The following is a 12,673-nucleotide window of genomic DNA, read 5'->3' on the forward strand; positions in this document are numbered from 1 at the left end:
ATGAAAGAATTATCCAAAAATGCTACCAGCTTCACCGAATCTGTCATCAGAAAAATGACACTGGTAGCCAACAAATACAACTCCATAAACTTGGCACAAGGATTCCCCGAATTTGAGCCGCCAATTGAAATACTCAACAGACTTCGAGATGTTTCTGTAAAAGGCCCACACCAATACGCCATAACTTGTGGTGCAAAAAACTTGCGAGAAGCCATTGCACAAAAACACGAAAAATTCACCGGAATAAAAACAAACCCTGATGAAAATGTCGTCGTAACTTGCGGCGGCACAGAGGCGATGATGGCAACAATGATGGCAATAACCAACCCCCAAGACAAAGTCATCATATTCTCTCCATTCTACGAAAACTACAAAGCCGACGCGATTTTGTCGGGAGCACACCCAATTTTTGTAAAATTAAACCCTCCAAATTTTGATTTTGACATTGACGAATTGGAAAATGCCTTCAAACAAAACCCAAAAGCAATCATCCTCTGCAACCCTTCTAATCCATCTGGGAAAGTCTTCACGGAAGATGAACTGAAAATCATCGCAGATTTTGCAGAAAAATACGACACCTACGTCATAACAGATGAAGTTTACGAACACATAGTCTACAAACCTTACAAGCACACGTATTTTCAATCATTGCCGAAAATGAAAGACAGAACAATCACCACGACATCTCTTTCGAAGACATACTCGATTACAGGTTGGAGACTTGGCTACACCATCGCCAACAGAGAAATCACTCAGGCAATCAAATCAGTGCACGACTTTCTTACAGTCGGAGCCGCCGCCCCACTGCAAGAAGCAGCGATAGTTGGGCTTGAATTTGAAGATAAATATTATGAACAACTCCAAGAAAAATACACTCACAAAAGAGATATCTTCCTAAACGGATTGAAAGAAATAGGACTGGACTTCTATTCTCCACAGGGAACTTATTTCGTGATGGTCGACATATCCAAATTCAACCGCAAATCAGATTATGATTTCTGCGTCGAATTGTCACAAAAAATCGGCGTGACACCCGTGCCGGGTTCATCGTTTTTCAAAGACGACAACAACGATTACGTTAGATTTCACTTTGCAAAAAACGACGACACATTGATTGAAGCCATTAATCGCCTGCGTAAAATCAACGAATTGCTAGACGATTAATCATACATTTCATACCTCTAAATAAAAGCAGCACTAATCGAAACAATGATTAGTGCTGCTTTTTTATGAGAGTGATTTTAGTTGTTTTTCTTGTTGTTTGGATTTTCAAACGCAGAAAAATCCTTACGCTCTAATATTTAAAATTTTGTACATAAGGGCCTTTTTACCACAATTTATATTATCAAATTTAAAGTCTTTCGAGAAGCGATTTTACAAATTCGTAAGTTCTCTGTGTAGATTCAATTGAAAGTCTTTCCTTAGGACTGTGAACATCTTTCATAGTAGGTCCTATAGATATCATTTCCATATCTGGGAAAGTGTCGATGAATACTGCTGGTTCCAATGCTGCATGGACTACTTCCACCTTCATTTCTTTACCAAACAAATCTTTGTAAGTTTCAAGCGCCAAGTTCCTCAATTCGGAATCGTTTGCGAACGCCCATGGTTTGTAATAATCTTCCTTCTTCACTTCGAATCCGTATTTTTCGTAAACTTTTGACACATCTTCAGTGTGTGCATCGAAAGTTTCTGGGTTTGAACTTCTAAGAGAAATAGTTACCTTCAACACATCATCTTTTATTTCAAAAATAGCCAAATTGTTGGAACATTCAACGATATCTGGGTATTCTTGCATCATGCTGTAAACTCCGTGAGGAACCTCTTCGATGAAAGATAAAATTTCGTCTTTGTCTTTATCATCCAATACTTTATCAGCATTTTCGCATTTTTCAATTTTAACTCTCATATCCTTGTCCAAAGGATATTTTGCAATCAAATCAGAAAAATCAATATCGTAATCGTCTGCGTTAGAACTGAACACAACCTTCGCATCTCTTGGAATAGCGTTGTGTTTTGTTCCACCTTCGATACTAACAAGTGCTACAGGAGATTTTTCTTCGATTAATTTCAAAGCTTCAAGGGCAAATTTAATGGAGTTACCTCTTTGTTGGTGAATTTCCATTCCAGAGTGGCCACCGAGCATATTGTTAATGTTCATCACAAATGTGTTTTTCATTTTATTGTCCACGTAATTTAACTTTTTCGTACCAATTATATTGTGTCCTCCTGAACAACCAGACAACAAAATTCCTTCAACTTCAGCGTCAATATTCAAAAGTTTTCTTCCTTTTATGTTTTCTCTCTTTAAAGCTCTCGCACCTACCATTGTAGTTTCTTCGTTAGTAGTAACCAACAATTCAAGCGCTGGATGCTTAGCGTCTTTGTCTTCCATAATTGCAAGACCAATCGCACTTGCAATCCCATCATCTGCGCCCAAAGTAGTGCCTTCTGTTTTAACCCAATCTCCATCAACAACGAGTGGAATAGCATCTTTCAAAAAGTCATGTTCAACACCGTCAGCTTTTTCTGCAACCATATCCATATGACCTTGAATTACAACTGAAGGATGTTCAACATAATCAGGATGAGCTGGCTTTCTTATTATAATATTATTACTTTCGTCTTGAATTGTTTCAAATCCCAATTCTTTTCCAGTTTTGTACAAGAAATCACTAACTGCTTGTTCATTTCCAGATTCTCTAGGAATTTTAGTCAATTCTTCAAAATAATAAAACACTCTTTCCGGCTTTAAATTTTCTAACATATTTTCTCCTTTTGATGTTCAAATTACTGTTCAAACAAACACATTCTTTGAGATTAACCCAAAGAATGTGTCCGGATTTATAAATTAATGTAACAATATTCCTGAAAGAATACCGTAGTAGTTACCAATTACATAACCTAATGTACCTACCAGAAGTGCAGGAACTATAAGTTCTGTCCAACCTTTTGATACTGCCATTGCTGCTGCAGTAGTAGGTCCACCGACATTCGCATTGGATGCGATAATTATTTCTTCAATGTTGAATTTGAAAAGTTTTCCAAATATCAATGAAATTACTAAGTTGATTAGTACAACGATTAATGCAAATACTAATAACAATGGAGATTCTCTCAAAATCAATCCTATTGATGCTGGTGCTCCGATTACTGCGAAGAACAAATAAATCAAGAAAGTACCAATTTCTTGGCTACCTCTAATTGATGAAATTTGTTTAGGGAAAACTGATGCAATAATCATAGTAATTGTTGTCATTAACAAGTACTTATTTCCCAATAATCCACCTAAAATTGCACTTACAGCACCTTCGCCTTTGAATAAGCCTTCGAAAACTGTAGCTAATTTGTCTGATACAGCTACAATAACAAATGACAATGCAACTGTAAAAGCGATATCTTTAAGAGAAATTTCCTTTGCTCCCCAGTATTTTGCAGCCATAGTTTTATTAGCTTCTTTGTCAGATTCAGATTGTTCTTCCAACGCATTAACAAGCGGCATTTTATAATGCTTCTTGATAATAGCCATTGTTGGAAGAGCCATCAACGAGAAGAAATATAGTGCCATCAGTAAATTATCTGCAACTAATGCAGCGGAAACAGTTGCCCCAGGAACCTTGTATTGTTGGCTCATTGCAACGAAGTTTACTGAACCACCAGTATAAGTACCAACAAACATTGGAACAATATCATTCAAAGCAGGAATCGCATTCTTCAATGCGAAATAAGCTACAAATCCACCTAGAATCGTTCCAATACCACTTAATAAATAAATAATTAAAACTCTTCCGGAATCTCTACCAATTTTTTTGATATCAGCATTAAATAATAACATTGGTACAGCCAAAGGAACTACATAACCCCACACAGCATCGTAAACTGGTGCTTCTGTTGGAATGATTTTAAGATTTGACAAAATTAAAGTAAAAGTCAAAGCCAAAATACATCCTGTAACCTTGCTTGCCCATGAATACCTTTGCTCCAAGAATATTGCAAGAGCAGCACTTGATGCTAACACAGCCCAAAGTATCCAAGTACTTTCGGCACTAATCAATGAACCCATAAGAATCCTCCTTAAAAATATTTTATTCGACTTTATTATAATACTGACAAAAATTTTATGCAAGCGTTTCTTAAAATTAATTATAAAATTTTTTGTGTTATTCTTAGCTTTACATCGTTTTTTTTGTGGTAATTAAACTATTAAATACAAATCGTTTTTTTTATCTAACATAAAAATATTTATCTTTATACCTCTTCATAATAATAAATTTGCGACCGTTTATTTTATACACTAGCCATATATAACCATAAATACAACCGTAGAAATGATTTTAATCTCTTATAACATCTTTGTTTACTCAAAACAATACCCTCTATCCTGGATAATGATAGAGGGCAAGTTATATTTATTTGATTTTAGTTGTTTTTCTTGTTGTAGAAGTAAACAAATAATGGAACTAATATATATCCGATGAACATCGAAGCTATCGCCAAGTAATTTGGGCTTAGTACGCCATTATTGTCCACTGTGAATTGTTTTACCCAGCTGAATTTTGCCAACAATAATATTGTCAACAACAACGCTAAAACCGGGATGATGACATCTGTGAGGAAGTTTTTCTTGACATCTGATACAATTTCTTGCTTGTTTTTTCCGTAATAGAAGATTATTATTGCGAGTGGCACCATTATGAATTGTGCAAATCTTGCGATTGCGCTTATAATCATAATCGAACCCATATGGTATTTGAACGCTATCGGCAACACTATTGCCAAGATAGCTGTTATAACCATTGAGAACAATGGAAATCCCTTGTCAGTTCTGTGTGCGAAAATTTTCGGAACTTGGTTTTCGTTTGCCATTGATTCTATAATTCTCGGCGTGTGGAATGACGCTGCAACATTTATTCCAAACATCGATATCAACGAGCCGTAAAGTATTACAGACCTTACAATTTTGTTTTTGAACACAGCTACAAGTGCTACTACTTCTTTTGTTTTAACCATTGAAACAGGGTCTATCATCATAGATACTAGCACGATTCCGAAATAAATCACTGCTACGATTAGTATTCCCGAAGGAATGGCTTTTGGCAAATTCTTTTCCGGTTGTTCCATATCTTCAGAACCAGATGCCACGCTTTCAAATCCTGTGAACGCGTAGAACGCTGCGATTACTGCCATTACAACTGTTTGGAAATCCATATTGCTCGCCACATCCACCGTTTGTGATTCCACTTGCGAGAAGTTGTTTTGGCCGGATATTATGACGACGATTAATCCCGCGATTATCGCTGTAATCAAGGCTAAAAGTTTCCCAATTGTGGAGATGTTGCTCACCATTTCCAACACTTTTGTTCCACAAACATTTATTATGAATAAAATAACCATCAATACAATAAATCCGATTGTTATATAACCAAAGTCTGTATTGTCTTTTCCAAAAATATTTAGGACGGTTTTCACAACTCCCGTTGCCATTACTCCCCATGCTATTGCTGCCGAGAAAAATCTCGTGATTCCGATATATAGCCCCCAATTATCGCCGAACGCTGCCTTGGTGTAGGCGTAGCTTGCTCCCCCTTTGGATACGTATTTGGCTGCTGATGCAAATGTAATCGCAAGTATTGCTGCAAACACTGCCGCTGCAAGATAGATTACCGGTGCATACTTTCCTGACATTTTTACAACTGAACCTGGAGACAAAAATATTCCAGAGCCAATTATGGAATTTATTGTCAACAACACTATCGACCAAAATCCCAATTTTTTTGTCGCATTATTCATTTTTTACCCCTTTACTTTGTATTTTTTATCAATTCGCTAAATAGCAAATTCATTTTTTCATAAGAATTGTGTAGCATTTCAGGATGCCATTGAACCCCTAACATATACTTGTAGTTTTGATTTTCAATCGCCTCCACAACACCATCTTTGCTGATTGCAGATGCCACAAAATTCCCAGCAACTTTGTCGATTATTTGATGATGGAAAGAATTTACCATTATGCAATCCTCGTTGAACATTTCTTTTAATTTTGTGTTGTCCATCAAATCGACGCTGTGACTCACCATCGAAGGAAAATTCACTTGATTGTGTTTGATGAATGTCTTTTCTTTTAAGTTGATATCTTGGTGCAACGTTCCACCGAAATACACGTTCAAAATCTGAAATCCCCTGCAAATCCCTAGAATAGGAATGTTCTTTTCGACAGCGAATTTCACCAAATTAAAATCGAACACATCTCTCTCCGGCAAAATCCCACCCAAGCTTTTGTGTGGCTCTTGGTTGTAGAATTTTGGAGTGACATCGTGGCCACCACTCAAAATGAGCCCGTCGATATTTGTGACTTGTTCTCTTACAACATCTTCATCACCATTCATCGGGATAATATAGGGAATCCCTCCGTTTTTTATAACTGATTTGACGTAATCCTCGTTCACATAACTTCTTCTGTATCCAGGAAAATTTCCGGAAGAATCTATTATAATTGAACCGGAAATTCCAATAATTGGTTTTTTCATAAAATTCTCCTTACTTTTGAATCATCGTATTCAATACTATAATATCTGTTTCCTTCATTCCTTCTTTTGCCACATATCCAATGCTTCTTATCGTTTCTTCAATGTCATCTTTCAACAGACCATCTCCAGGTTGGAAATTCCTGTTGTTTTTTGCCAAATAATATCCAGAAATTCCAGCGTCGACAGCCGTTGCGATTTTCGCAGCGCAGGAAGGCTTTGCTCCGTCACAAATCATTCCCGAAGCTATCATCAAAGCGTTGCCCACAGTTTTTTCAATCAAATCGTAGTTGTTGGTTTCCATATAGCAAATCCCAGCCCCTGCAGCGACCCCCGCAGAAGTTACTCCGCAAAACGCTGACAATCTTCCTATAAATCTCTTGATGTGAAGTGCCGTCAAATTCGTGAGCAAAAGTCCACGGCACAAAGTTTCTCGGTCGTAGTTTTTTTCTTTTGCAAACTCAACCAATGGCATCGTGCAAGTTATACCTTGATTTCCACTACCTGCATTGATGACAACCGGAAGCGAACATCCGCTCATTCTCGCATCTGAGCCGGCAGCAGCTCTCGCTTTTGCCCTCGACCTCACTGAATCGTCCTCGTCATAGAGGATTTTGCCCATAGCTACTCCCCATTTTCCAGTCAAACCCTCATCCGAAATTTTCGAGTTCAGATTAATCTGTTTTTCAATCAAATCACCGACCTCTTTCAAATCGACATTGTTTGCGTACTCGTAAATATCTCGCAAACTCAACTCATCGTATTTGTCGTATTCCGGCGTGTGAGTGTAGCAATTGTCAACGTGAATGACCTCATCATTTTTGATAACTTTTACAATATTGGTGTGCTTGTTTTTAATCTCAACATCGACATTATTTCCATCTTCTGCCTGTGCCGTGATTTCAATGTCAAGATTTTCTTCGCCTTCTTTCAGGCTTACTTTTATAACGTCGTTTTTGACAAGCTCTCGCGCCTTTTTTATGTCCTCATCGTCGATTTTGGACAAAACTTCCAACCCCAACGAACAATCTCCTCCTACAATTCCAATAGCAGCCGCCGCTTCGACTCCCTTCATTCCATTTGTATTCGGAACCGTAACGCCTTTTACATTCTTGATGATGTTACCCGAACACGACACTTCTACTTTACTTGGCATTTCCCCCAAAACCTCCCTCGCCTTAGCAGCCGCCAGAGCGATTGAAATTGGTTCAGTACAGCCCAATGCCATAATCAACTCAGATTTTAATAACTCAGTATAATTTTTCATATTAACCCCTCGATAAATATTTTTGCAAATTAATGCTATGTGTTTATTTATTAACTATTATATCACGAAAACATCTATCTTGCAAACAATTTCACAAAAAGCCCACCATTTCTGATGAGCTTTACAAGTATTTTGCGATAACTTTCCACTGTTCAAACAAATCGTCTAAGCTATACCTTGCGTTGGCAGGGCTTGTCGACGGAAGTTTTGTCGCCTTTATTTTCAAATTTTTAATTTCTCAGATTTTACTCGCTAAAATTTATCTGTAGTTTGATATCTAAAAAAAACATTTTTACTATTTACATTTGTTAAAAATTTTTCTATAATAAACTTGTAAAGAATTTTCAAATATGAAAGGAGAAGAATTATGAAAGGCTTTGCAATGTTAGAAATAGGAAAAACTGGTTGGATAGAAAAAGAAAGACCAGTTTGTGGACCAAGAGACGCTATAATTAGACCGTTAGCTCTTTCTCCTTGTTCATCAGATGTTCACACAGTATGGGAAGGTGCTTTAGGACAAAAGCACAATATGATTTTAGGTCATGAAGGCTGTGGTGTAGTGGATGAAGTCGGAGAATTGGTAAAGGATTTCAAACCAGGTGACAGAATTATGGTTGCTGCTATAACTCCAGATTGGAGTTCACTAGAAGCACAAGCAGGATTTCCAATGCACTCTGGTGGAATGCTTGCAGGTTGGAAATTCTCAAACATAAAAGATGGTGTTTTCGGTGAATATTTCCATGTAAACGATGCCGATGCAAACCTTGCCCATCTTCCAGATTCAATATCTCCAGCAGAAGCATGTATGTTATCGGATATGGTTCCTACTGGTTTTCATGGTGTTGAGTTAGCCGATGTTAAATTCGGTGACACAGTATTGTGTATAGGAATTGGTCCTGTTGGATTGATGTCAGTTGCCGGTGCAAATTTAAGAGGCGCATCTCAAATCATAGCCGTAGGTACTAGACCAACTTGTATCGAAGCTGCTAAATTCTACGGTGCAACAGATATTGTTTCTTATAAAGATGGCGATATCGTTGAACAAGTACTTGAATTGACAAATGGAAAAGGTGTCGACAGAGTCGTCATCGCAGGTGGAAATGTGGATACATTCGAAATAGCCGTAAAAGCTTTAAAAGCTGGCGGAAAAATCGGTAACGTTAATTACTTAGGAAGTGGAGAATACATCAAAATCCCAAGAATCGAATGGGGTGTTGGTATGGGACATAAACAAATCGTCGGAGGTTTGATGCCTGGTGGAAGATTAAGACTTGAAAAACTAGCTAAATTAGTCGAAGTTGGAAAATTAGATGTTAATCCTCTTTTAACTCATAAATTTACTGGATTTGAAAAAGTTGAAGACGCTTTGTATCTAATGAAAGATAAACCAAAAGATTTAATTAAACCAGTAGTAACTCTATAATGAAAATACTTCTAGTAAGTGGATTCTTAGGAGCAGGAAAGACGAGTTTTATAAAGTTTTTGAGCAAAAAAACCGGAAAAAATTTCGTAATAATTGAAAATGAATTTGCAGAAGAAGATGTAGATTCAAATATATTAAAACAAGATAACTCTAACAATTCGGAGATGGAAATATTATCCATCTCCGAAGGTTGTATTTGCTGCTCGATGAATTTATCATTTGCCCATTCAGTGATGACAATTGCTAATTCACTTGACCCAGACTACCTAATAGTAGAGCCAAGTGGCGTGGCTAGACCGAAGAAAATCATCGATGATTTGTCCAAAATTATGTACGATAGGATAAATTTGCTCGTTCCTATACTAATAGTTGATGGGAAAAATTATCAAAGAGCCTTTGAGGAATTTGCTGATTTATACCCAGATGAACTGTTAGAAATATCCAGAATTTTGGTGTCAAAATCCGAAGATTTTAGCTTAGAAGATTTTGATAGAATAAAAAATAATTTAGATATCAAATATGATAATTTTTTGAATTATCATTACTCAAATCTTAATGATAATGAAATTGACCACATTTTAAACGATAAATTAGTCACAACTAATCGCAAAGATAAGCTTGAAATAAAAGTTGAGAACACAAAGACGAGAACAAAAGAATTAAAATCAATATCTCTAACTAACCTAAAGGACATCAACCCTACACAAATGATAGTTCTTTTAGAGAGAATTATTCGTGGTCAGTACGGGGATATACTTAGGAGCAAGGGCGTGTTTAAATACAACGACAATTATTTTAGGTATGAATTGGTTGAAAATGATTATATCATTGGAGGACTTGAAAAATCCAGTGCTAAAATGGTATTCATTGGAACGGACTACGATGAAAAAGCAATAAGACAAATTTTGGAAAAATAGCAAATAAAATGTACAATCTATACCTTTGAGGTAACAATTGTACATTTTTTATTGCAAAAAATTTTTGATGTAATTTGTTTTTTCAACTCAAACTCAATTTTAATCTATTTGGCGATAAAGCTACAAGTATTTTGCGATAACTTTCCACTGTTCAAACAAATCGTCTAAGCTATACCTTGCGTTGGCTGGGCTTGTCGACGGAAGTTTTGTCGCCTTTATTTTCAAATTTTGTTGTTGATATTTCTCGTAGCATTTGAATGAAGCTTTCCCATTGCAGAAAACCTGCTCGATGTTAGAATTTTGAACGATTTTTGACAAATTAGATGCCACGACATTTTTGATGCTGGAATCCGATGAGCCGATGATGTCACACTGATAAATCGAATCGTAGAGTGCGATTTTGTGTTCCAGTAGAAACTTTTTTCTGTATTCGATGGTCGTGTTCAAATCCACCTCGAAAATCCTCTCCATCAGTTTCCAAAATCTATTTTGTGGATGTCCGTAGAAAAACCCATACTCCCTCGTCTTCACAGAAGGAAAAGACCCCAAAATCAAAATCTTGGGCTGCTCGTTGTAAAGCGGCTCTAACGGATGAATTATCGTCTCGTATTTCCTATTCATATTTCCTCCTAAAAAATTTCCTCCAAAATTTTCAAATCATTCCCCGTGATTTTTGTCCAAAAACAGCAGAAAAATCGCAATCACAAAAACCACACACTCACTCACAGGATACGCAGACCACACGCCCGTCATTTTGAAAATCCTCGACAAAATCAAAGCCACTGGAATTATAACCACAAATCCCCTCGCAAGTGAAATCACCTGAGAATACAATGATTTCTCCGTCGAAGTGAAAAAAGTCGAGATTACAATGTTGAAACCGATGAAAAAACAAGCCGCAAAGTATATTTTCATACCACTCACCGCGAAACTTTGAAGAACAACATCGTTTTGCTTGTTGTAGATAGCCGCGAGACTATCTGCATTGCAAAAAATCGTCAAGTAAATCAAAATCGACAACAAAATTTGCGTTACGACAGCGTATTTCAAAATTTTCCTGACATTTTCCCAGTCGCCCTTCCCGTAGTTGTGGCTAATTATCGGCTGAATCCCCTGCGACAACCCAGTGTAAATCGCAGTCACCACCAAAGAAATCACAGTGATAATGCTAAAAGCAGCGACCGCCAAATTCCCCGCGAGATTTAAAATTATAATGTTGAACGCAAACATCACCGTAGCAGAAGTCAACTCCGTCAACAACGCAAACATCCCCTTGGACGAAATCTCCGCGATACTTTTCGCATCGAAAATTTTGCCGTTCAAATGAAATCCATTGTTTCTCGCAATAATGTACGGAAAAATCACCATCATACTTATAATAGGTGCAAGCCCCGTCGCAAAAATAGCCCCGAAAATCCCCATATTCATCGGAAAAATAAACACATAATCCAACACAACATTCGACACACTGCCAACAACCATCGCAGCCATCGACAGCTTGGGATTTCTGTCATTTCTGACAAAACACTGCAAAATATTGTTCATAAAAAAAGCCGGAGCAAACAACATCATAACCCTCAAATAAGTGTTCGTCATCTCGAAAATACTATCATCTGCGCCGAGAAACCTAACCAAATAACCCGAAAACAAAATCCCCGACACCACAAACAAAAAAGCGACAAACAAACCAAACACAATCGCATTTGTAAAAATTGTGTTCGCATCGTCATTCAGCTCCTTGCTCTTGTAGATAGAATATTTGATACCACCACCAATGCCAATCATCAAACCAATTCCATTAATAACGCAAAACATCGGAAAAGCAATATTAAGAGCCGACAAACCATCAGCCCTCAACCTCCACGCCACAAAAAAAGTATCCATCAACGTGTAGCACGAAAAAGCAAACTGCGCAAAAATATTCAACAAAACATATTTCCCAAACTCCCTAAAAGTCTTGTCCGTAGCCATATATACCCTCTCACAAAATAAAAACGCCCACACAATAGCCTTTGTGAATGGACGCGTTTCAAACCATAGAACAATTATACCATATATCAAATCGAAAAAATCCGTCAAAAATCGGTGAGCGAGTAGAAATCGAGCGAACAGATTTAGGATTTTGAGAGTTGAATTATCAACTTACGCCCCTTATCCCCCCAGAGGTGTGTTACCCTGGAATAAAAGGCTTTAACCAAGTGAATCGTCTGGAACAAATTGGTGAAAACTCAATCGAAAAAATCCGGCCAAAATTTGACCGCGCAAGCGAAGCGTGCTTCAAATTTTAGGATTTCGAGATTAGAGGCTTTCCAATTTGTGAAAGCCAGATGAACGTGTTAAACCTTTTATTCCCCTTTTGCATCAACGTAAATACTGAAACAAAAACCTACACTCAAACCCAACCTTCACACCATTTTCTACACTTCATACTGAAACTCCTCAATCCTAAAACAGCGTCAGAAAGCACACATACAAACGAAAATTCATTCGAAAAAATCCGTCAAAAATCGGTGAGCGAGTAGAAATCGAGCGAACAGATTTA

General features: G+C 37.2%; 10 protein-coding genes. 3 read left to right on the forward strand and 7 right to left on the reverse strand.

Annotation, left to right across the window (positions count from 1 at the left end; translation table 11 throughout):
- Positions 1–1,164 carry a pyridoxal phosphate-dependent aminotransferase gene (locus tag Q0X02_RS05990; protein WP_297813000.1) on the forward strand — a complete coding sequence of 388 codons (1,164 nt, stop codon included), beginning with the start codon at positions 1–3 and terminating at the stop codon, positions 1,162–1,164.
- Positions 1,165–1,351: 187 nt separating this feature from the next.
- Here Q0X02_RS05990 and pepD read toward each other — a convergent pair whose 3' ends face one another.
- From pepD to Q0X02_RS06015, 5 genes are all read right to left on the reverse strand, one after another.
- Entirely contained in the window at positions 1,352–2,767 is a 1,416-nt protein-coding gene (gene pepD / locus Q0X02_RS05995) for a beta-Ala-His dipeptidase (protein WP_297813003.1), read from the reverse strand.
- Between the two features lie 84 nt (positions 2,768–2,851).
- A complete protein-coding gene (locus tag Q0X02_RS06000) occupies positions 2,852–4,063 on the reverse strand; it encodes a DUF819 domain-containing protein (RefSeq protein ID WP_297813006.1) in 1,212 nt (403 codons plus the stop codon).
- A 356-nt stretch (positions 4,064–4,419) separates the two neighbouring features.
- Positions 4,420–5,790, reverse strand: coding sequence for an APC family permease (locus Q0X02_RS06005; RefSeq protein ID WP_297813009.1), 1,371 nt, complete (start codon positions 5,788–5,790; stop codon positions 4,420–4,422).
- An 11-nt stretch (positions 5,791–5,801) separates the two neighbouring features.
- Positions 5,802–6,527 carry a gamma-glutamyl-gamma-aminobutyrate hydrolase family protein gene (locus Q0X02_RS06010; RefSeq protein WP_297813012.1) on the reverse strand — a complete coding sequence of 242 codons (726 nt, stop codon included), beginning with the start codon at positions 6,525–6,527 and terminating at the stop codon, positions 5,802–5,804.
- Between the two features lie 10 nt (positions 6,528–6,537).
- Positions 6,538–7,791 (reverse strand): serine dehydratase subunit alpha family protein, encoded by a 1,254-nt coding sequence (locus tag Q0X02_RS06015; protein ID WP_297813014.1) that lies wholly within the window; start codon positions 7,789–7,791, stop codon positions 6,538–6,540.
- A gap of 367 nt (positions 7,792–8,158) precedes the next feature.
- Here Q0X02_RS06015 and Q0X02_RS06020 point away from each other — a divergent pair, with 367 nt between their 5' ends.
- Positions 8,159–9,214 carry an NAD(P)-dependent alcohol dehydrogenase gene (locus tag Q0X02_RS06020; RefSeq protein WP_297813017.1) on the forward strand — a complete coding sequence of 352 codons (1,056 nt, stop codon included), beginning with the start codon at positions 8,159–8,161 and terminating at the stop codon, positions 9,212–9,214.
- On the forward strand, positions 9,214–10,131 hold the full coding sequence (locus Q0X02_RS06025; protein ID WP_297813020.1) for a GTP-binding protein: 918 nt from the start codon (positions 9,214–9,216) through the stop codon (positions 10,129–10,131). The genes Q0X02_RS06020 and Q0X02_RS06025 overlap by 1 nt, the downstream gene beginning before the upstream one ends.
- Before the next feature lie 120 nt (positions 10,132–10,251).
- On the opposite strand, the gene Q0X02_RS06030 is transcribed toward Q0X02_RS06025, so the two are convergent.
- Positions 10,252–10,752 carry a DNA-deoxyinosine glycosylase gene (locus tag Q0X02_RS06030; RefSeq protein ID WP_297813023.1) on the reverse strand — a complete coding sequence of 167 codons (501 nt, stop codon included), beginning with the start codon at positions 10,750–10,752 and terminating at the stop codon, positions 10,252–10,254.
- A 36-nt stretch (positions 10,753–10,788) separates the two neighbouring features.
- Positions 10,789–12,102, reverse strand: a complete 1,314-nt coding sequence (locus tag Q0X02_RS06035) for an MATE family efflux transporter (protein WP_297813026.1) — start codon at positions 12,100–12,102, stop codon at positions 10,789–10,791.
- Positions 12,103–12,673 lie beyond the last annotated feature (571 nt).

Origin of the sequence: uncultured Finegoldia sp. (assembly GCF_947252345.1) — a bacterium.
GTDB lineage: Bacteria > Bacillota > Clostridia > Tissierellales > Peptoniphilaceae > Finegoldia.

Bases quoted from the DNA above. Each gene is read 5' to 3' on its own strand.
- pepD (WP_297813003.1), bottom strand. From the start codon at position 2,767: ATGTTAGAAAATTTAAAGCCGGAAAGAGTGTTTTATTATTTTGAAGAA.
- Q0X02_RS06030 (WP_297813023.1), bottom strand. From the start codon at position 10,752: ATGAATAGGAAATACGAGACGATAATTCATCCGTTAGAGCCGCTTTAC.
- Q0X02_RS06020 (WP_297813017.1), top strand. From the start codon at position 8,159: ATGAAAGGCTTTGCAATGTTAGAAATAGGAAAAACTGGTTGGATAGAA.
- Q0X02_RS06005 (WP_297813009.1), bottom strand. From the start codon at position 5,790: ATGAATAATGCGACAAAAAAATTGGGATTTTGGTCGATAGTGTTGTTG.
- Q0X02_RS05990 (WP_297813000.1), top strand. From the start codon at position 1: ATGAAAGAATTATCCAAAAATGCTACCAGCTTCACCGAATCTGTCATC.
- Q0X02_RS06010 (WP_297813012.1), bottom strand. From the start codon at position 6,527: ATGAAAAAACCAATTATTGGAATTTCCGGTTCAATTATAATAGATTCT.
- Q0X02_RS06025 (WP_297813020.1), top strand. From the start codon at position 9,214: ATGAAAATACTTCTAGTAAGTGGATTCTTAGGAGCAGGAAAGACGAGT.
- Q0X02_RS06015 (WP_297813014.1), bottom strand. From the start codon at position 7,791: ATGAAAAATTATACTGAGTTATTAAAATCTGAGTTGATTATGGCATTG.
- Q0X02_RS06000 (WP_297813006.1), bottom strand. From the start codon at position 4,063: ATGGGTTCATTGATTAGTGCCGAAAGTACTTGGATACTTTGGGCTGTG.
- Q0X02_RS06035 (WP_297813026.1), bottom strand. From the start codon at position 12,102: ATGGCTACGGACAAGACTTTTAGGGAGTTTGGGAAATATGTTTTGTTG.